Origin of the sequence: Breznakiella homolactica (assembly GCF_016616095.2) — a bacterium.
GTDB lineage: Bacteria > Spirochaetota > Spirochaetia > Treponematales > Breznakiellaceae > Breznakiella > Breznakiella homolactica.
On record NZ_CP067089.2, the window covers coordinates 1,988,758 to 2,008,725 of the forward strand.

The window sequence follows — 19,968 nt, forward strand, 5'->3', positions numbered from 1 at the left end:
ATCATTACCTTTTTTTGGAAATCCAATCAAGCATAAACGAAAACACCCTATTTCGTACAGGCTCCCGGGAAAGAACGAGATCATGGAGCCCTTCGGGTATTTCCGCCAGGGTAACACTGTGGGCGAGACGGGGGGCGTATTTCTTTATATGCCGGACATCAAGGACCGCATCGGACCGCGCGATAATATCATCCCACTCTTTTTCCCAGGAGGAACGTTCCGAATGCATCACCAGGACAGGCACCGCTATTTTCAAACCGCGCTTAACCCGCTTCTGCCCGAGGCGGACAGCCCGCAGCCACGCGAGATACAGGGGCACCCCTTCAGAGGGTTTCAGCTTGAGATCGTAATCCCATTCGCCCTTCATGGATTTATGGACGCTGACCGCATAGTACGGCGACAGAACATTTTTCATTTTCGCGTACGGGAAAAGACGGCTCACGGAGGAAATAAGGGGTATACCGACGGCCCGGACAAACCACGGAGTATTAAATTCAAGGAAGGGGCTGTTGAGAATGAGCTGGTTCACATATATCCGGTTTTTTCCGCCCTGCCCGTCCTCGGCGCAGTACAATGAAGCCAGCAGGCCTCCGGTGGAGTGGCCGATCATGGCAATAAAACTGTTTCCTTCGGAACGGATGGTTTCTATGGCTTGGTCGATCTCGGGATAATATTCCTTCATGTCCCTGCAGTAATTGAAATGCTGGTGTTCCAGGAGAGAACGCCCGTATTTTCTCAAATCAAGAGCGTAAAAATTGTAACCCGCCTGGAGAAAAACTTCCGCCATGTGCAGCTGGAAGAAATAGTCTATATACCCGTGAATATACAAAACCGCCGATTCGGATTTTTTCGGTGTCTGCGCCGAAATCAGAGTCGATATGACCGGACCTTCATAATCATCGGGAAAGTTAAAAACCCGTTCAACCAGTTCCATGGATAGTCTCCGCTTTTTTAGATAGACCCCGGGGAGTCATAATATAAGTATAGCGGAAAGAACGGTTTTTTCAAAATGCGGACAATTCAAAAAATGCCATCACCGGCCAGTGGTCTGACAGGGGAAACCCATGGGCGTAGTAGCGCGGGACCGCAGCGAGCAGGGGCTTTACCGGTCCTTTTACCATTATTTTGTCTATTGCTTCATTCATGAAGATCTCATCGGTGATGGGCTGACTCGGAAAGGTAACCGGCGGAAGCAAGCCAAGGGAATTAAACACTTCCGAAAATCCCGCGGATGATAATATCCGCGCGGGGTGGATAGGATCGTTGAAGTCGCCAGCAACAAAGGCCGCCTCATCTTTGGGTACAATATCCGCGAGGGCCCTGGCCGCAAGGACCGCCTCATTGTGGCGGTATGATACTCCCGTGGCCATCTCGTCGGCGTTTTCCTGGTGGGTAAAATGGACGGTCGAGACAAACAACGGCCTGTGCCCGCCGATGGTCTCCAGCCGTACCCAGAAAAGCCTCCGGTCTTTCTCGGGCATATCCAGGGGAACAGCGCCGTGTTCGATTTCCCTGAAAAACCTGTTCTTAAAATAAATATTGCCTTCGGTTTTCCATCCCCGGAATGAATCCTCAACCCGGCTGTATCCCGGCAGGGCATTGTCAAGCACGGGAACCGTGGCGGGCTGCAGTTCCTGGAAACAGCAGATATCGGGCTCGTAAATTTTCAGGAAGGAGACAACCGTTTTTTCACGGTCAGCCCACCGTTCCGTTTTCCAGAGATTTAAACTTAACAAACTGAAGCGGGGACTATTCATACATCCTCCCTGCCGCTTCCCAGCACATCAGGGAAACGGCGGCTGATCCGCTGGTACGCGCCGAGACCGAGCACATGGACCCAGGCAATATCGATATCGAAATAACCGCTGCGGCATCCGGGCCGGCCGAAGTAATCCCATTCGGTATGGTTGAGCTGCTCCGGCTGCCAGCCCGTATCTTCAGCGCCCCGGCCAAGGAGATCATCACCGCGGGCCACAAGCTGCGTGCAGGAATTCACCATAAGACAAGCCTGGTCGTAATAAAAGGACTCGCCGGTATGTTCCCAGAGCCTGAGAAAATCATAGGCGATGGCCATTCCGTAAAAATCGAGATGGTGGTGCGCTACGGAAACCGAAGTTAAACCGGCGGTCCTGAATCCCCGTTTCCCCAGGGGGGTGTCGGGCCGGAAAAATACATTGTACTGCCATATCCATGAGATGACAAAATCCGCGGCTTCCCGGGCGTACCGGAGCAGGGATCCATCGTTATTCCGTTCGTACAAATCAAGGAACATGGCAAGAAGGGCTGTGCCCGCTTCCTTGTCGCAGGAATCCGCATCCAGGGTGTCGCCGAAAAAAGCGCCCTCATCCGCAAGCGCGGAGTAATACCCCGCGGCACGGGAAAGCGAATCATCCAGTGCTTTCCGGTCTTCGAAGTACGGCTCAAGCGCTGTGAGGAATGATACGATATACGCGCCATTCGTTCCCAGGCTGTTGACCGGCTTTCCGTCAGGGGACCACCACCGGCCGAAGGAACCGCTGTCGCCGTCCCGCATCTGATGGGCAAGATAAAAAGCAGCGACCCGCTTGGGCAGTTTGATAAACTCAGGGATGGTTCTGCCCCGGTTTTTCAGTTCTTCATACAAATACACGTAAGACTTCATAACTTCGCCGTTGCACCGGGCATTGACGAGGAATCTGAAGGCATCGTTTTCCGAAATGCCCAGGTATCCGCCCCAGATTTTTCTGTTCGGATCGTAGCAATCCTGGTGAACCCCCGGCGCTGTTTCTCCCTTCAGAAAAAAACGTCCGATCCCTTCGGCCAGCGCGGCAAGGAATTCGCTTTTTCCGGTTTTTCCGTCCCGGAGCCGGGGAGAAACGAAACGGAACACCAAATCGGGCAGGACTTCGCCGTCGGCTCTGAGAAAAATCAGGGCGGCCTCAAGGCTCTTTACCAGAAACGATCCCGCGGTGTAATCATACACACTCTGCAGCTCGCCGTTGTTGCGGCCCATGGCGATATAGGCGCCGCCGTTTTCGGCCGGTTCGGCCATGGACAGGAGATGGGTGAATTTGAGGTCCCGGTATTCTTCCCAGGAAAGGACCGGAGCATAAATTTTCCCGAAGCCGGCGGATGCCGCGAGCTTTTCCGCAAACTGCCGGAACCGGAAAAAGATACTGCCCCGGGCGGGACCGGCGGAACAAAAAAAATCACGGGTCACGGTAAAAGGAAAACCGCTGCCGGAAATGAGGCTGGTACCGGAAGCATCGTCCGGCGAAGGAACCAGGGATTTCTTCCCGGTATAGGAGGCGGGCCATTCCCGCCCCGGCATGCGGATGGAAATCTGTCCCCTATCGTCCCGATGTTCCGCGGATACACTGGAAACATAACGGGCTTCCCGGGCCGGTTCGGTACAGCAGATAAAAAAACGCGACGCCGAATAAAAGCTTGCGCATGACGGAAGAGGCATACGGTTTTCGAGGAATGACCAGGGCCCATCCGATTCCCGGGGGAATGAACCCTTCCCCATTCTGTTTCCCCGGTACATCACCGAGGGGATGAACAGTTCACATTCTTCCCCGAATCCGGAAGCGGCGGTAAAACTCAGCGCCCAGTCCGTTTCTTTCAGAATCTCCCAGGTCCGGCGGACCTTTACGATACCCGACTCTTCGGAAAACTGATCCCGGATGGACACCGCCGGACTTCCGCTGTCAGGGAATTCGGCGGATACGGAAAGACCGCTTACTTCAATTCTGCCGGGGAGAACCGGCTCTCCGTGAAGTTCCATTCCGTACTGCACGGAAAATTCCGGGGAATCATTGAGATAAACATCCACCTGTCCGCAGCCGCCGGTTTCCAAACGCATGGTTATTCCTTAATACCGGTCATGGCAATGCCGGCGATTATTTTCTTTCTGAAAAATATATAGAAAATAAACTGGGGTACCGAGGCGATCACCGCCCCGGACATAATAAGGGCATACTGAGTCCCATGGGTTCCCTGAAAATTAGCGATCCCCACGGTAATGGTGTATTTTATCGTATCATTGATTGCGATCAGGGGCCACAGAAAATCATTCCACGCGTTGATAAAGGACAGGATGATAACCGTAGCCATGGCCGCTTTTCCCAGGGGAAGAATAATCGTGAGGAAAATCCTGAACCGGCCGGCGCCGTCTATAAACGCGGCCTCCTCAAGGGCAGCGGGAATACCTTCATAAAACTGTTTCAGGATAAATATCCCTATGGGCAGGGCGAGCCGCGGCAGCACCGCCGCCGTAAGGGTATTGATGATACCGTACGTATTAAACTGGAGGTAGAGCGGTATTATCAATACCTGAAAAGGAACCATCATCCCCGCCATGACCAGCCAGAACAGTACATTCCGGCCGGCGAATTTTATCTTCGCAAAGGCGTACGCGATGGGAGCGTCCAGAATAACCGTAAAGATCATTGCGGCCAATGAGACAAGAAAAGAATTCCCCATCCAGTTGAGTATATATGTGGAATTAAAAGCCTTGATATAATTCGCCACGGTTGGGCTTTTGGGGAACAGGGTAAAAACATCCGTAAGCACATCCTGTTCCAGTTTAAGGGAAGTGATTACCAGCCATATCAGGGGAAAGAACCAGATAAGAATCAGCAGCGCCTCAAGCAGCCTTTTGATAATAGGGGCAATACGTTTCATGATTCCTTCCTTCCAAGGGCAATATACTGAACAACGGAAATCACCAGTATTATCAGGAACAGCACATAGGACATGGCAGCGGAATACCCCATCTTGTAGTATTTAAATCCCGTTTCATACACATACTGAATCAGGACCCTGGTTGTCCCGTAGGGGCCGCCGCCGGTCATAACGTACACCTGCCCGAAAACATTAAATGACGCTATTACCTGGAGGATGAGGCACAGTACCGTGGTGGGTTTTACCAGGGGTACGGTTATATTAAACAATACCTGGCGGTAATTCGCGCCGTCCATCTGCGCTGATTCGTAAATTTCCTTTGATATCTGTTTAATAGCCGCGGAAAAAAGGATCATATTGAAACCGGCGGTCCACCATATAGTGGCAAGGCAGACCGACCAGATCGCGAGGTTCGGGTCCGTGAGCCACCCTATCGGGGTTGACCCCAGGGATGTCAGAATCTGGTTGAAGAGTCCGTAGTTCCGCTGCATCATCCAGGCCCAGAGGGTACTTACCACGGTCATGGATAAAATGTAGGGAATAAAAAAAACATTTTCCGCGATAATCCGCAGAGGGCTCTTTGAGGTTACCAGGAGAGCCATAAGAAATCCCACCACCAGCAGGACCGGAGTTGTTATCAGCACAAACTGGACCGTATGCCAGAGAGAGCTGAAAAACACTTCATCCTTAAACATGGTGATATAATTCGCCAGCCCCACAAATTCGCGGGTCGAAAGAATATCCCATTTAAAAAAACTGATGAATAATCCGAACCCCAGGGGGAAGATCATCAGTACCGTAAAAACAATCATAAATGGGAGTGAAAAAAGAATACCGTCCCGTAAATCCTTGTTGCCTGGAATTGCCATACCCTGTCCTGCTTTTCCGCATGAGAATAAAACACTGAATCATGCGGCGTTGGACCGCATGATTCAAGTTCTGCAGATTATCTATTAATAGGAAGCAATTATGTTATTAACCTTCCGCTCCATTTCGGCCAGGGCCGTCTTTACATTCTGGTTTGTGGCGACCGCGTACTCGAGGCTGTCCGAAAGGCCGTTGTAAATTTCATCCCAGGCGCCGGTACGGGGCGGAGCGATGGCAGAGGCCGCCGCGTCGGCATACCCGCTGCGGTACGGCAGGGCTTTGAATTCCGGTTTTTCCGAAACCGACTTCCGTGTGGGGATGTGGCCGGCTTTGGCCCAGAGTTCACCGTGCTCGGTCATCCAGAGAATAAACGTTACCGCGGCTTCAAGTTTCTTCTGATCCATGGTTTTCTGGACGGGGACCGCCAGGGTGTGGGAACCGGACCACGCCGCGGGCTGGCCCATCATGGCCGGAAGCGGAACCGCGGCGAAGGTAAGGCCGTCCTGTTTTTCAAAGGCGCCGGTCGCCCATACGCCGTTAAAGTGCATACCCGCTTTGCCGAGCCGGAATTCCGCCATGGCGCCGTCGTAATCGAGCTGCGCCGGGGTTACCTTATAACGCTGGACCGTATCGATAAGTCCCTGGAGGGCTTTTTCTCCGGCGGCGTTGTTGAAATTGGCTTTCGTATTATCCGCGCTGAGAATATCCACACCCTGCTGCTTCAGGAGCGACATGAAAAGCCGGGTAAGGGTATAGGCCTTGTAGGTTGCGGTGGTGTTATCCACGGCAAGACCCATGGCGCCGGTTCTGTCCCGGACTGCCTGAGCGGCCTGGATTACTTCGTCGTAGGTAACCGGGACCTTGGATACCCCCGCCTGCCTGAAGAGTTCGGTATTGTAATACATGATGAGGGCATGGACATCCAGCGGAAGGGCGTACAGCTTACCGTCGAACCGGCAGGCTTCCAGGGGCGCGGCAAAAAAATCATCCAGGGGGGCGTTCACCTGGGTGAGGAGATCATCCAGGGAATAGAGGGACCCCTTGGGGACGTAGTTAAGCAGGTTGCTCTGGTGGACCACCACTACATCCGGAGCGTTCCGCGCCGCGAGAGCGGTGGTGAGTTTCGTGTAGTAATCGTCGAATTTAACCGTATCGGTTTTCATGACGATATCGGGGTGGGTCCGGTTAAACTCAGCGACCATGGCGTCGAAGAATTCACCGTCGCCGCCGGTAAAGAGGGACCAGAAACTAACTTCCACCGGACCTCCGGCGCCTGTTGCTTTATCCTGGCCGCCGCCCGCCAAAAGCGGTGCTGCGCAGAATACCGTCAAAATCAGTGCTGCAAATAAAGACCGTTTCAGGGTAGCTTTATTCATATTCGCCTCCTTGTCCCCGGCATTGCCGGGTATGTTGCTCCGGCAAAGCCGGTATGGTACATTTTTTCAGGAACCTTTTGCCTCGGGATCTATCTTTTTCTGAACCGTTGTTTCCCGGTAAATAAGCCGGGGTTTAAGGTTAACGGTTTCGTATTTCCGCTCCGGATCCTCTATATGCAGGACCAGTTCCTCGAGGGCGGTTTTCCCCAGAATGTTTTTGGGAACATCCACGGTGCTGAGCCGGGGCTGCATAAACTGGGACATATACAGGTTGTCATACCCGAATACTTCCGTATCACCCGGAACATTCCGTCCGTTTTCATACAATGATTTGAGGACTCCCATGGCAAGCAGGTCATTGAAACAGGCCACCGCGGTAAAATCGATTCCCCGGTGAAGTGCCTGGTTTATCTGGGCGTATCCGTCTTCGATGTGGCCCGACGTTGTTATGGTATAGGATTCATCCCACTTGAGATCCCGGGACCGGTACGCGTCCTCCAGGCCTTTTATTCTGTCATGGGTATTGCTGATAAAGTCCGGTCCGGCCAGGTAAAGAATTTTCCGGTGTCCCCGGTCAAGGAGATCCTCAAAGACCTGCCGCTGCCCTTCGGCATCACCGTGTAGTATGGAGTGATCCTCCAGCCCCGGAAGGTAGCGGCCCACAAGAAGAAAGGGAATTTTTAGGGAATGAAACACCGAGGGCTGCTTTCCGCCGCTCAGGGACGGAAACCCCAGCAGGCCGTCTACCTTTCTTCCAAGAAGCAGTTTAACCGCCGCCCGTTCGTTTTCGGTCTGTTCTTCGGTATTAATCAGGAGAATACTGTAATTCTGTTTCCGGGCGGCTTCCTCAATTCCGACAATTACCTCGGCAAAGAAGGGGTTCGCGGAATCCGCTGAAACCACCCCGATCGTGTGGGACCGGTTGGAACGCATACTGCCGGCGACCATGTTCGGGATATACCCCATTTCATGGGCTTTTTCCGTTATTAATGCCCGGGCGGCGGCGCTTATCCGGGTATCCCCCCGGAGCGCTCTGGATACGGTATTTATCGAATAACCCGTTGATTCCGCCAGGTCCTTCAGCTTCACCATAGATTAACGTTAACACTGATTTTAAGAATACGCAAGAAAAAGTTTTAAAAAATCCACTTTATATAGAGAATTCGGCCTGTTTTCCAGACTTTTTTGATTTAACGTTAATTCAACAAATAACAAAAAACCGCTTCCATAGAATACGGAAGCGGTTTAGTTTATTCGGTGCCGCCAGATTCAATTATGAGGGAACGCTCTCCAGGTACGTCCGGACCGAATCCGCTATGGTTTTGTATATCCAGCGGCGTTTTTCGTCGTCATGCTCCAGGAGGGTGAACCGGAATCCCGGAAGTTCGCTGGCGAACCCCGAGAGAGGCACCACGCAGATGCCGGTGGAAGCCAGAAGCCAATAGACGAACCGTTTGTCCGGCGCAACATCGGCGGTTTTTTCGCGGATAAAGTCCGCAAGGGACGGGTCCGACACCGGAAGGGACCGGTTGATGGAATTGCCGTCATGGAGTACGGCGGCATCGAATATGGCAGTCGCGTAAAGGGCGCCCCGGGGCTTCACCAGGGATATACCATTGGTATCCGCAAACGCCGTATAGGCTTCCTCCGCCCGTTTTTCGAACATCGCCGCCCGGCGGGTAAGATGCTCGGGGTACCGGGCGTCGCCCATGATGGCCGGGATACAGAGCTGGGGAAGGCTGGTGGAACAGACCTCCAGGCGTTTGGCGTCCACGAGGCTCTGGATGTACGTGTCGAACCAGGGATCCGCCTTGCGGTTGTACACTTCGATCCATCCGCACCGGGCGCCGGGCCAGGGGACTTCCTTTGAGATTGACCTGAGGGAAAGCCCCGGAACGTCGCCGATTACCTGGGAAAGGGCCGCGGTTTCGGCGCCGCCGTACACAATATTGGCGTATGTTTCGTCGCAGACAATAAAAAGGCCGTAGGTCCGGGCGATCCGGACGAATTCCCTGAGAACCTCCACGGGGTAGACCGCCCCGGTGGGATTATCCGGGTTGATGAGGAGTATTCCGGCGATGGAGTCGTTGTACCGGACCTTAAGTTCCACATCGGCCATATCGGGCATCCAGGACCGTTCCGGGTCGAGGCGGTAGGTCAGGTGCTCGTAGCCCGAATGGGCCGCTTCGGCGGAGGAAAGGGTTGAATACGCCGGGGACGGCCCGAGCACCCGCGCCTCACGCCGGAGAAACCCGAAGACCTTGGCCACCGCGTCGCCGAGGCCGTTGAAAAACAGGATATCCCCGGCGTTGATCAGCGCGGGATCGGGATCCCCGGGACCGCCGATCTTTTTCCGCTGGTTTGCCTTTTCGGCCAGGAAATCCCGGGATTCCCGGGCGCCTTCGGTTTCGGAATACGCGTAGGAAAGGTCCTCCGCGGCCTTCTGCATGACGATATCCTTGATCCACTGGTCCACGGGCTCGCCCTTTTTAACGGGGTCACCGATATTTTCCCACTGGATAGGGATATTCCACTTTGACAGTTCCCGGGCAAAGGCCACGATTTCCCGGATTTCGTACTTGAGCTTGCCGGCTCCCGGATGAACAATATTTCTTCTCATGGTGCGCTCCTTCGGCGGATTTCCGGAAATATCCCGAAAGTCCCGCCCGGCCGTATCCCCGCAGAGGAAAACTTCCTTTTTTGGCTTAAGCTTGCCCGCAGGGGGCACAAAAAAGGCCGTAATCCTCTCAGGAGGATCACGGCCCGATCATCTTTATCGTGAACGGCTAAACGCGATCCTCCCGGATAGCGGCCGCTGCTGCAAGAATGGTTTCTGTCATGGACACAAATTCAACATTCATACAATAAGTATGCCAGGGTTTTCCGCGCGTGTCAATAATGAGGGAGAGCACCGGGACTGACAAGCAGGAAAGCACCCGTGGATACGGCGCCGCGGGTCCTGTCATAGAGCAATGGGTTTGGTTCCCCGGTATAAGGAACTATTCTGCTATTTTGTCGCCGGCAGCCGGCTGCATGGGGATTTTTTTTATTGCATCCTTCTGCCGGGTGCAATATAATTTTATCTAGATTTTTTAGTGATTATCCCGCTGACGGCCGATCTTTTTTATTCATATTTTAAGGAAAATAATGAATGGGCCGTTGCTGCCGCTACGTGTTTTTTCCTGCACTAAGCTTTACTATTAGTCGGATAATCACAGCATCAACGCGGTAAGCATGATGCTGTTTTTTTATGAACCACCGGCCGTTGCTGAGGCCGGGCGCCCCCGCATCATTCCCGGATTCCGCGTTGGAAGGGGAATTATGTACAACGAAGACAAACCGCTCATTGTCACCATAGATGATGACCCTATCATCCTTAACACTATTTTAAGTATTCTAAAACCCTACTACAGGGTATGCCCTTTTGATTCCGGAGAGACGGCGCTGAAATTTCTTACGTCCTCTCCCGCAGATCTGATTCTCCTTGACTGTAATATGCCCGGAATGAGCGGATTCGAGGTCATGGACAGCGTTAAAAATAATATACTGATCTCTGAAATCCCCATCCTTTTTTTAACCGGAAAGGAGGACCATAACAGTGAGATCCTGGCACTGGAAAAAGGCGCGGCGGATTACCTGCGCAAACCCATAGAACCGGAAGTTCTCCTGACCCGTGTACGCCAACAGCTGGAATTGCAGCGTTACCGGAAGCATCTGGAAGCTCTTGTTGAAAAAAAACGAAAGACTTAATCCATGCATACAACCGGATAAAACTCCGGGAAGACGCCACCCTCAACATGCTGGCAATGGCCACGGATATACGGGACCACAGTACAGGAGACCACATCTGGCGCGTTACGGAATTCGTCCGGGTGCTCACTTGGAAACTGCTGGATAAGCCTGATAACAGCCATGGCCTGAGTTTTGATCAAGTGCAGGATATTGTTAAAGCGTCAAAACTCCATGATTTAGGAAAGATCGCTATTCCCGATCAAATTCTCAGAAAAGCGGATAAACTTACCGCCGGGGAGTTCGAAATCGTAAAGGAGCACCCCCTCCAGGGGGCAAGGTTTCTTGATGGGTTTGCAGACCCCCTGGGGGACGATGTCTTTCTCTCCATCGCCAGGGACATTGCCCTTTACCATCATGAAAAGTGGGATGGAACCGGTTATCCCACAGGTCTTATGGGGGAAGATATTCCTCTATCCGCCCGGATTGTGGCAATTGCCGATGTTTATGACGCCCTTATCTCGATCCGGCCTTACAAGAAAGCATTCACCCACGAAGATTCAGTGGAAATAATTATAAATGACAGTGAACGGCATTTTGATCCTTACTTGGTGGAACTCTTCGGTGAATGTACCGATGTATTTAAGCCCATTCCGGAGGAAGCTATCCGGAGGAGCAGAAAGTCCGGAAGTGACGGAGAACAGAAATGGTCAACCGACAAAGGGACCGGACTATAAAACTGAAATTCCCCATTTTCCAGCGGCTGCTTCTTGCAGCCTTGCCGCACCTGGTGCTGATATTTACCGTGGTCATCGCCATAGTTATGCAAAGCGTTTTCCAGGCCAGCGTATCAGCGGCCTGGATGTTGGAATGAAAAAACGGAAATCACCATACGGCGGTTTTATTCAACCTTAAACCGCGATACTTCCTTTACCAGCAGCTCTATGTTTTCACGGTTCTTCACGCTTATCTCATTTACGCGGGTTACCGCTATGTTTATCTGATCCGCTCCGGCCGCCATCTCATTCATTCCTCCGTTTATCTCCTGGGTCATCATCTCAAGATTCTTGCTTTCATGGATCACTTCCTTGCTCCCATCAAACATTTCCGTCGAACCTTCTTTCACCTGCTGTGTTATCTCATTGAGCCGCCCTATCGCTTCCAGGATCTGTTTGCTCCCCTGACTCTGTTCTTCCATCGCGTTCCGGATGTTCTCTTCCTGCTGCGCCACCGTCTTTACACCGCTGTCGATCAGCTCGAACTTCTTCAGCACGTTGTCTGTTGAGGCTGTAATTTTGTCTATCGAAGCCTTGATCTTCTTCAGCACTGTGCTGATCGTCTTTGACTGTTCCCCGGAGTTCTCCGCCAGTTTCCGGATTTCATCCGCCACTACCGCAAAGCCTTTCCCCACATCTCCGGCGTGCGCCGCTTCTATCGCCGCGTTCATCGACAATAGATTTGTCTGGCTTGCGATGCTTTCCATCACCGAGTTGATTTCAAGCAGCCCCTCCGATTCCCGGGCTATTTCCTGAATATCCGCCACAACATCCTCAAGCCCGCCGCGGCCAACTTCCGACGATTCAATCAGTTCCTTTACATTCTCCCCATTGTTTATCAGTGTCTGTGTTACAGAATGGATATTGGCCAGCATTTCTTCTATCGCCGACGACGATTGCACGACACTGGCACTCTGGTTTTCCACATGACCGTTCAGCTTGTCGATATTCACCGTGATATGTTCCATAGCCGTGTTCGTTTCCGTTACACTTACGCTTTGGCTGGTGATCCGCCCCTTGATATTCTGGACATTCGCCGTTATCTGATTTATCGCCGCCGCAGTTTCCGTCATGTTGCTTGACAGTTCGCTTCCGATGTCAAACAGCGTTCCCGTCTGGTGTTCTATCGTTATGACAAGGTTCTTTATTTTTTCCAGTGTCTGGTTAAAATAATGCGCAAGGCTCCCCACTTCGTCCTTTGAATTGATGTGGAGCGTCCGCGTCAGATCCCCTTCGCCTTCGGCTATGTCTTTCAGGTTTTCCGTTATCTTGACAATCGGGTTGGTCATACTCTGAAGCACGAGGAAAATAATGGCCGCCACAGCCAGTATCGCTATACCTGCCACGATCATGGTAAAACGGGTAAGGTCACTTACGTCGGTAAGAATGTACGATTCCGTGGCGGCGACCATGACCGCCCATGTCATGGAGGAATTGCCGATCCGGAACGGAGTTATCACCATCTCCACGTTGGTACCAAGGACAGGCGCGTAGGAACTGCATTCGAATGGCCTTCCTTCACGCACGGCCGCAGCCGCGGCCTGTATGTAATCACCGTAGATAGTATCAACATCAGTAAGGTTCTTTCCTACCCGGTCGGACTGATAACTGCCCAGAATAAATCCGCTCTGGCTGTAGATCGACATCGCGGCAATTTCATCCCCATGGCTTTGCAGCAATTCCGTCACCGCTGGCTGCACCGCATCGATAGACAGGAGACAGCCGACCCGTGCCACCGTCTGTCCGGTTTCGGTGTTGATAACAGGAATCGCCATTTTGACAAGATACGTATCTTTGCCGTCTGCTTTTCCGGGGACAGGCTCAAACACCATATCCATCTGCGCGGTCGCGCCGTCCATATTGGCTACCGCGGTATCAATTTCATCCTTGGGCATTGCGCCGCCATATATTACCGATCCATCCTTCGTATAACGTATGGCATACTGCCCCGTAGGGGAGGAACCGTTCCTGCCTATATATTGGCTGTCCATGCCATCGACACCATTGACCCGCCATACCGTATATATTGAAGTCATAGCAGTCTCACCCGCAAGGACGCCGTGAAGCAGAGTGTCGTAGCGGTCCCGTCTGAGTTCCGGCTCAACAGACTCATAGTCCTCCATGACGCTCGCCACCGTACGCAATACCCGAATGAAGGCGTCTTCCCTTCCCTTCCAGTGTTCCGCCTGTACTTCGGTCAGATATCTGATCGCGGTTTTGCTTTGCCTAAGGCTAATACCGGATGCTGTTTGCAAAAGCGTAAAAGAAATTCCGAAAACAAGAGCAACCATAATTGTGATTACAATAAGGCTGAGTTTGAATTTCAATTTCATTTCTATACCCCCATATCCTTTATAAGGTTTCATAGCTATGAGAAAACTGATAACGGTAAAAACCCCGGCATTCTTGCGCCGGGGTTTTTACCATAGATATTTTTATTGTTTATTATATGCTGGCAGGCATTCTGATATCTCTATTTTGCCTTGTCAAGCTGGATTCTCATTATATAAGCGGTTTGCCAGCGTTTTTAACCAAAAACTAACAAAGCGACTGTTCTGCAGACATTCCCAAGGAGTACAGCCGGATTTTATGGGAGGATTCTACGCCAGTGTATTACTCTCAAATGACCATAGGGGACAATTCCTCACGCCATACCATATCTAACAGATAATTGCTGTAACCTCGGACATAAGGGCCGAACATATCTCCTTGGGTATTGGTATCAAGCGCACTAGTCCATTTTTCAGGGTTTCTACTGGATAAATATGAGGGCGGCACCTCCCACCGCGGCAATGGCGCCGATGACTTCTTTTATCCTGATCTTTTCCTTCTTTATAATGGCGTCGGGTATCAGTATCAGTATGGGAGTAAGCCCCATCAGGGTGGCGGCAACCCCCGAGGAGGTCCGCTGCATGGCAACTAAGCCCAGGGTAACACCCATAAAGGGCCCGATAAACGCCCCCAGGGTAAGGGAACGGACCGCCGGTAGATCCCGCAGGCCCCGCAGAGGGGCCTTGATCTGACCCATGCACAGGGCCAGAACAATAAACCCCAGGAGTCCAGCGATGACTCTGATATGGGTTGCCGCTATGGGATCCGACGCGGGTGCGCCGATTTTTGAAAGAATAAGCCCGCCGGACTGGCCCAGGGCCGCGAAAAAAGCAAACACAATCCCCCGGATGCGGCGGCTGGATGCGCCGGGGGCGGCCGCGGACCGGTCCGGTTTATCCGGACTGCGGTCAAGGATAACAAATACAATGGCCGCGGTTACAATCAGCATTCCCGTTATTCCCAGGGGGCTGATACGCTCACCGAAAACGAAAAAACCCAATACCGCGGTAATCAGCGGGGACGACACAAAAACAACCTGCGCCATCCGCGCTCCGATATCTATATACGACTGGAAGAGAAAAATATCGCCGAAAACAAACCCGACCAGCCCGGAAATGCTCAGCCAGATCCAGACTTCCCTGCCCGCACTGAACGGGATAGGTTCTCCTCTGAGGATTATCCCGGCAATGGTAAAAAAGATCAGCGCCGCCAGAAGACGGAGTATGTTCAGGGCGATGCTCCCGATGCGTTTAGCGGCGAATTCAAAACACAGGGCCGTAAATGTCCAGCAGACCGATGTTGCCAGGGCGGCGATTTCTCCTACGTAATTGCTCATACTGTTATATACAACAATTTTTCAGGTTTGTCAGGCAAGGCCGGCTTCGGGAAGCCATGCAGGCCAAGCCCGCATCCAGCGTGGCGCCGGTTTTCCGGAAAAGCCGGACCCTGGATGCGGGCAGGACACTATGATAATCTGGAAACAATGACGGGTTTTGACTACATCATCGCGGCAATCGAACTATTTGAGAATTCCCTGCGCCGGGAATCACCGGCCCATCCGGTTTCCAGTGTATCCGTCTGGGCATCCAAGGTCGGATATTCAAGCCACCATTTTACCCGGCTTTTTTCGGAAATCACCGGCATGGGGGCCCGGGAATATATCACCGGACGCCGGCTGAGCGAAGCGGCCAGACGCATCACCGGTTCCGATACTCCCCTGGCGGTGACCGCCGCCGAACTGGGTTACGCCGACTATGAAACCTTTTCCCGGTCCTTTAAAGCCTATTTCGGGGTAAATCCCAAAACATACCGGGACGGAACCCCCGGCTCCGTCCCCATCCTCGAACGGGCAGAACCCCGCCGGCAAAACCCGGGAGCGTTCCTGGAACCGCCGGAACCGGATATTATAGAAGAAGATAAACACTGTCTTACCGGTATGGCGTTTTTTATGGACGACGGCACCCCGAGTTTCCACAAACCCTGGCGGATCTTTTCGTCGGTGGAACATCTCGTCAGGGACCCCCTCCAGCCCCTCCGGTATTACCAGTTCTCATCCTGGCCCTCCGGAACGGAGGAGCTCGGCGGGCAGCCCATACTCTGCGCCATGGAGACCCGGGAAACGTCCGGACAGGAGACTTTTCTGTATACCCGGATTATACCGCCGTCCCGGTACATCCGTTTCGTGCACCGGGCGGATATTTCGGAAATAAGAAAAACCTACGCCTATATCTACGGCGTGTACCTGTCCGAAGCGCACATCGCTCCCGGGGAATCTTGGGAATTCCAGCGTTACGGAAATCCCGGAGATCCCCTGGAAATACTGATTCCCCTGGAAACTAGAAATTGAATTCCTCTTCCCAGCCGAATTCGCCGCTGTCCTCGTACCATTGGGGCCAATGGGAACACCACGCGGGAACGGAAATTTCCCGGACCCGGTCCTCCGACGGGTGGTAGGGCTTAATATCGAGTACCGGCGATCCCGGGGCCGCGTCGGTCCACTCAATGCGGATGGTCCCGTTTTTTGCGTCGATCCCCGTTACCCGGTTCACCGAAATGCACAGAGGATTCGGCCTCATAGGTCCGCGTCCGGCAAACACGCCGAGCCGGGCCGGGCCCTTGGTATATGGGCCGGGAGTCTCCAGATAGTCATCCGACCATGGGGGCAGCTGATTGGGCACCCAGACAATCACGACATGGCCGAACCCTTCCAGCCCCAAAAGGCCGGGGGCGTATTTGGGATCCAAGGCGATGTATGGGCCGTTTTCATCCCGAATTTCCCCGATACTGTTAACCGTAAATTTCATAGCAACCTCCGTAAGGTAATTACCCAGAATATGCCCTAAGTCCGGCCTATTGTCCCTGACAAAACGGAACACTTATTTGACTAAACGGGATATTGGATACACCGCCGTTTACCCTGTTATCCCGGAGCGGCGCCGGGGATATGTTCCGGTAGCTTTACACCGCTCCGGAAAATCTGTATATTGTTTGTAATATTACTGTCCAAGGAGGCTGAACATGAAACACAGAGAGATTGCGCTTACGGATAAAACCTCCGGGACACAGAATTCATAATTATAAAAATCAATACTTTCTGATTTTTTAAACCATCCGAAATTCTGTTTCTCCCGGGGTTTTATCCTCTCACCTGGCCGCATTATTTAACAGGGAGAAACTACCATGAATAATAACGAAACAATCGAAAGCTGGGGCTGGAACCGTTTTTTGGAAAAGACCTCAGGACAGTATATCCGTACCGGCACGGTACGGGGACGTATCCTCGAAGTCCGGCGGGCGGATTGGCTCGTAATCGCCGAATCACCGGAAAACACCATGACTCAATACAACGCGGCGGTTTCGGGGACGCTGGCCCGGGATGCGGGCTCAGGCATGCCGGTCACCGGCGACTGGGTCACGCTTCGTCTGCCGGAATCCGGCGGTCCCGGGCTCATAACGGCGGTGCTTCCGCGGTATTCGAAATTCTCCCGGAAAGCTCCGGGGGATGTGGATCATGACCGGATACAGGAACAGATTATTGCCGCGAACATCGATACGGTCTTTATTGTTGCCGCGGCCGGCCACGACTGGAATCCCGGCCGCATAGAACGGTACGTCACCCTTGCCTGGGAATCCGGAGCCAGTCCCGTTCTGGTCATCACCAAGGCGGATATTGCCGAAAATCTCGATGAGCTCATAGCCGAAGGGTATACCGCGGCGCCGGGTATTCCAGTCATTCCCGTAAGCGCAAAAACCGGCATCGGAATAACGGATCTTACGGCAATTCTGACCGCGGGAAAAACAGCGGTACTCCTGGGTTCCTCAGGGGCGGGAAAAAGCACCCTGCTCAATGCCCTGGCGGGAACGGACCTTCAGCAGACGCGGGAAGTAAGAGCCGACGATCACCGGGGAAGGCATACCACCACGGCGAGAACCCTGTTCCGGCTGGCATCGGGGGCGCTCATAATAGACACACCGGGTCTCCGGGAGATCCAGCTCTGGACCGACGCCAAAGGGGTTGATACCGCTTTTGAGGACGTTGAACGCTTTGCGTCCCAATGCCGGTTCAGGAACTGCGGCCATACCGGGGAACCGGGCTGCGCGGTACAGGCGGCCCTGGAATCGGGGGATCTGCCGGCGGACCGGTATAACCGCTGGAGGAAACTCCGCAGGGAAGCGGATTACCTTGAACGGAAGACCAACAAGGCCGCCGAACTGGCGGAACGGGAACGGTGGAAGGATCTCACCAAAACCATTCGTCACATCAAAAAAGACACGAAGGGACTTCGGTAATCAAAAAAATTACAGCCCCGGGAAACCGGGGCTGCTTTTTCAGGAATTAACGAGATCCTTGTACAGATAACGTTTTATTTTCTTCTGAGCGTTCTTTTCAAATTCTTCATTGACAATTTTAAAATCCGCGATCTTTTTGAAAGCTACCAGCGTCCGGTTGGCCTGTTCAATTTCTTTCTTAACCAGATCATGGATAAACTGACCATCCAGGGATTTTCCGGGATAATCCTCCGCCAGGGCTTCCATATTGGGATAGACCATGGCGACAATCTGTTCGGCGCCAGATTCGGCCTCCCTGCGTCCGGCGACCAGGATTTCCCCCACCACCCGGGATCCTTCAAAGCAGGTTTCAATCTCTTCGGGGTAAATATTTTTGCCCCCGGAACTGACAATAAGATTTTTCTTTCTGCCGTTTATAAAAATAAACCCATACTTGTCCATAAAACCGAGGTCGCCGGTTCTGAGGAACCCGTCTTGGGTAAAGACCTCGGCGGTGGCTTCGGGGTTCTCATAATACCCCAGCATAAGGGACGGCGATTTCACCGCGATCTCCCCCACTCCGTCGGCGTCCCGATCGATAATTTTAACGTCCGTATATTTTACCGCGAGCCCCACGGAAACATTGTTTTTATGCCAGGGGGTATTTACGCTTATCAATGGACTGTTCTCGCTCATACCATACCCGTGGACAATGCAGAACCCCAGGGAATCGAAAAAGTCCGCGGTTTTGGGGTTGAGCGGACCGCCCCCGGCAACCATGATGCGCACCGAATCGAGACCTATTTTTTTCCGTATGCTCTTAAGCGCCGCCTTTCCGAACTGCGGGAATTTACGTTTGTTGAAGAACGTGGTGATCTTCCGAAGAAGGGAAATCAGTTTCTGTACGATTTTCGGCTGCTGGGTAAAACCGTGTTTGATTCCGGCCATAACTTTATCGTACAGAATGGGAACCGCGATAAGGAAGGTTCCGCCGCCGTCACGGATATCGTCGATAACCACCTTTCCGACGAGTTTTTCTACAATAATAATACCCGCGCCCACGGAAAGGGGTGAAATAAAGGAACAGGTCGTGGGATAGGTATGATGCAGGGGAAGGACATTGATAAATACATCCCAGTTGTATGCCCGGAGGGAACGGACCGCCGCGTTGGCGTTGGCGATGATCCCCTTATGGTGGAGCATCACGCCCTTGGCAAGGCCCGTTGTACCTGAGGTAAAAATAATGGAAACGGGATCGTGCGCATCAATTTCCGATACCGCCGGAAGCGTCTGGGACACGTTGTCCTTTCCGAAGGAATAAAAATTCTGTCCGCCCTCATGCCCCAGGACAATGAGAGCATCCAAAGATACGCCCATAGAAGAAAGGGACGCGGCAAAATCCTGTTTACGGGATGAGTAGAAAAAAGCCCGGGGATTTGCCATTTTTAAAATATTGGCGCATTCCTTTTCGGATACGGTAAAATCAATGGGAACAATCACGAGGCCGGCAATAACCGTCCCCAGCCAGACTATCATCCATTCGGGCCGGTTCTCCGCCCAGAGCGCGACCCGGTCGCCTTTTTTTAAACCCAGCGCAAGAAGTCCCCGGGCTATTCTCCGGGATTCATCCGCCAGCTGTTTATATGTCAGCAGGGAAAACTCGGTCTGTTTGCCCGTCCGGGACAGAATCGCGCGGGTATCGGAATATTTTTTTTCAATCCCGTCGAGCCATGCGATGAAATTCGGATAATCCATATCCGGCCAATCGGCAATATATTCTTCCGGTTTCAGCATAGAATAAAAGTATACGAAAATATTGGACTTTGCAACATTGCTTATAAGTCCGGCACAAAAAAAAGAAAAATAATCCAAGGATTCCATAATTTCGCCATAAATGAGACCGCCCGGGAAGAATATCCGTTCCGGCGGCCAAGTCACCGGCTTTTCGCGTGAGG

At 52.6% G+C, this 19,968-nt stretch carries 16 protein-coding genes; 4 read left to right on the top strand and 12 right to left on the bottom strand.

All coding sequences use genetic code 11. The features are described from left to right. Positions 1-4: 4 nt before the first annotated feature. The 8 genes from JFL75_RS09100 to JFL75_RS09135 form a co-directional block, all read right to left on the bottom strand. Positions 5-934: an alpha/beta hydrolase gene (locus JFL75_RS09100; protein ID WP_215626369.1), complete on the bottom strand. Its 930-nt coding sequence runs from the start codon at positions 932-934 to the stop codon at positions 5-7. A 70-nt stretch (positions 935-1,004) separates the two neighbouring features. Then, positions 1,005-1,757, bottom strand: a complete 753-nt coding sequence (locus tag JFL75_RS09105; protein ID WP_215626370.1) for an endonuclease/exonuclease/phosphatase family protein — start codon at positions 1,755-1,757, stop codon at positions 1,005-1,007. Further along, positions 1,754-3,844, bottom strand: coding sequence for a hypothetical protein (locus JFL75_RS09110; RefSeq protein ID WP_215626371.1), 2,091 nt, complete (start codon positions 3,842-3,844; stop codon positions 1,754-1,756). The genes JFL75_RS09105 and JFL75_RS09110 overlap by 4 nt, the downstream gene beginning before the upstream one ends. A gap of 2 nt (positions 3,845-3,846) precedes the next feature. Next, positions 3,847-4,665, bottom strand: coding sequence for a carbohydrate ABC transporter permease (locus JFL75_RS09115; protein ID WP_215626372.1), 819 nt, complete (start codon positions 4,663-4,665; stop codon positions 3,847-3,849). Beyond that, on the bottom strand, positions 4,662-5,534 hold the full coding sequence (locus JFL75_RS09120; protein WP_215626373.1) for a carbohydrate ABC transporter permease: 873 nt from the start codon (positions 5,532-5,534) through the stop codon (positions 4,662-4,664). The genes JFL75_RS09115 and JFL75_RS09120 overlap by 4 nt, the downstream gene beginning before the upstream one ends. Before the next feature lie 84 nt (positions 5,535-5,618). Further along, positions 5,619-6,908 (bottom strand): ABC transporter substrate-binding protein, encoded by a 1,290-nt coding sequence (locus tag JFL75_RS09125; protein WP_215626374.1) that lies wholly within the window; start codon positions 6,906-6,908, stop codon positions 5,619-5,621. A 66-nt stretch (positions 6,909-6,974) separates the two neighbouring features. Next, a complete protein-coding gene (locus tag JFL75_RS09130; RefSeq protein ID WP_215626375.1) occupies positions 6,975-8,000 on the bottom strand; it encodes a LacI family DNA-binding transcriptional regulator in 1,026 nt (341 codons plus the stop codon). Positions 8,001-8,181: 181 nt separating this feature from the next. Further along, on the bottom strand, positions 8,182-9,528 hold the full coding sequence (locus JFL75_RS09135) for a pyridoxal phosphate-dependent aminotransferase (RefSeq protein WP_215626376.1): 1,347 nt from the start codon (positions 9,526-9,528) through the stop codon (positions 8,182-8,184). A 701-nt stretch (positions 9,529-10,229) separates the two neighbouring features. On the opposite strand from JFL75_RS09135, the gene JFL75_RS09140 reads away from it, so the two are divergent. Together JFL75_RS09140 and JFL75_RS09145 are read left to right on the top strand one after the other, a co-directional pair. Continuing rightward, positions 10,230-10,658, top strand: coding sequence for a response regulator (locus JFL75_RS09140; RefSeq protein ID WP_215626377.1), 429 nt, complete (start codon positions 10,230-10,232; stop codon positions 10,656-10,658). Between the two features lie 47 nt (positions 10,659-10,705). After that, positions 10,706-11,374 carry an HD-GYP domain-containing protein gene (locus JFL75_RS09145; protein ID WP_215626378.1) on the top strand — a complete coding sequence of 223 codons (669 nt, stop codon included), beginning with the start codon at positions 10,706-10,708 and terminating at the stop codon, positions 11,372-11,374. 164 nt (positions 11,375-11,538) lie between these two features. On the opposite strand, the gene JFL75_RS09150 is transcribed toward JFL75_RS09145, so the two are convergent. Both JFL75_RS09150 and JFL75_RS09155 read right to left on the bottom strand, forming a co-directional pair. After that, the gene (locus tag JFL75_RS09150) at positions 11,539-13,746 is read right to left on the bottom strand and encodes a methyl-accepting chemotaxis protein (protein WP_215626379.1); all 2,208 of its coding nucleotides are present in this window, start codon (positions 13,744-13,746) and stop codon (positions 11,539-11,541) included. 419 nt (positions 13,747-14,165) lie between these two features. After that, complete coding sequence (locus JFL75_RS09155) at positions 14,166-15,080, bottom strand: DMT family transporter (protein ID WP_215626380.1); 915 nt, start codon at positions 15,078-15,080, stop codon at positions 14,166-14,168. Between the two features lie 147 nt (positions 15,081-15,227). Here JFL75_RS09155 and JFL75_RS09160 point away from each other — a divergent pair, with 147 nt between their 5' ends. Next, entirely contained in the window at positions 15,228-16,091 is an 864-nt protein-coding gene (locus JFL75_RS09160; protein ID WP_215626381.1) for a helix-turn-helix domain-containing protein, read from the top strand. Here the strand turns inward: JFL75_RS09160 and JFL75_RS09165 are convergent. Next, complete coding sequence (locus tag JFL75_RS09165) at positions 16,081-16,548, bottom strand: TrmO family methyltransferase domain-containing protein (protein ID WP_215626382.1); 468 nt, start codon at positions 16,546-16,548, stop codon at positions 16,081-16,083. The genes JFL75_RS09160 and JFL75_RS09165 overlap by 11 nt on opposite strands. 376 nt (positions 16,549-16,924) lie before the next feature. Here JFL75_RS09165 and rsgA point away from each other — a divergent pair, with 376 nt between their 5' ends. After that, positions 16,925-18,034, top strand: coding sequence for a ribosome small subunit-dependent GTPase A (rsgA, locus tag JFL75_RS09170; protein WP_215626383.1), 1,110 nt, complete (start codon positions 16,925-16,927; stop codon positions 18,032-18,034). Between the two features lie 39 nt (positions 18,035-18,073). Here rsgA and JFL75_RS09175 read toward each other — a convergent pair whose 3' ends face one another. Further along, complete coding sequence (locus JFL75_RS09175) at positions 18,074-19,807, bottom strand: AMP-dependent synthetase/ligase (RefSeq protein ID WP_215626384.1); 1,734 nt, start codon at positions 19,805-19,807, stop codon at positions 18,074-18,076. Positions 19,808-19,968: the final 161 nt, after the last annotated feature.

Bases quoted from the DNA above. Each gene is read 5' to 3' on its own strand.
- JFL75_RS09165 (WP_215626382.1), bottom strand. From the start codon at position 16,548: ATGAAATTTACGGTTAACAGTATCGGGGAAATTCGGGATGAAAACGGC.
- JFL75_RS09160 (WP_215626381.1), top strand. From the start codon at position 15,228: ATGACGGGTTTTGACTACATCATCGCGGCAATCGAACTATTTGAGAAT.
- rsgA (WP_215626383.1), top strand. From the start codon at position 16,925: ATGAATAATAACGAAACAATCGAAAGCTGGGGCTGGAACCGTTTTTTG.
- JFL75_RS09155 (WP_215626380.1), bottom strand. From the start codon at position 15,080: ATGAGCAATTACGTAGGAGAAATCGCCGCCCTGGCAACATCGGTCTGC.
- JFL75_RS09120 (WP_215626373.1), bottom strand. From the start codon at position 5,534: ATGGCAATTCCAGGCAACAAGGATTTACGGGACGGTATTCTTTTTTCA.
- JFL75_RS09140 (WP_215626377.1), top strand. From the start codon at position 10,230: ATGTACAACGAAGACAAACCGCTCATTGTCACCATAGATGATGACCCT.
- JFL75_RS09145 (WP_215626378.1), top strand. From the start codon at position 10,706: ATGCTGGCAATGGCCACGGATATACGGGACCACAGTACAGGAGACCAC.
- JFL75_RS09115 (WP_215626372.1), bottom strand. From the start codon at position 4,665: ATGAAACGTATTGCCCCTATTATCAAAAGGCTGCTTGAGGCGCTGCTG.
- JFL75_RS09135 (WP_215626376.1), bottom strand. From the start codon at position 9,528: ATGAGAAGAAATATTGTTCATCCGGGAGCCGGCAAGCTCAAGTACGAA.
- JFL75_RS09100 (WP_215626369.1), bottom strand. From the start codon at position 934: ATGGAACTGGTTGAACGGGTTTTTAACTTTCCCGATGATTATGAAGGT.
- JFL75_RS09130 (WP_215626375.1), bottom strand. From the start codon at position 8,000: ATGGTGAAGCTGAAGGACCTGGCGGAATCAACGGGTTATTCGATAAAT.
- JFL75_RS09175 (WP_215626384.1), bottom strand. From the start codon at position 19,807: ATGCTGAAACCGGAAGAATATATTGCCGATTGGCCGGATATGGATTAT.
- JFL75_RS09125 (WP_215626374.1), bottom strand. From the start codon at position 6,908: ATGAATAAAGCTACCCTGAAACGGTCTTTATTTGCAGCACTGATTTTG.
- JFL75_RS09110 (WP_215626371.1), bottom strand. From the start codon at position 3,844: ATGCGTTTGGAAACCGGCGGCTGCGGACAGGTGGATGTTTATCTCAAT.
- JFL75_RS09150 (WP_215626379.1), bottom strand. From the start codon at position 13,746: ATGAAATTGAAATTCAAACTCAGCCTTATTGTAATCACAATTATGGTT.
- JFL75_RS09105 (WP_215626370.1), bottom strand. From the start codon at position 1,757: ATGAATAGTCCCCGCTTCAGTTTGTTAAGTTTAAATCTCTGGAAAACG.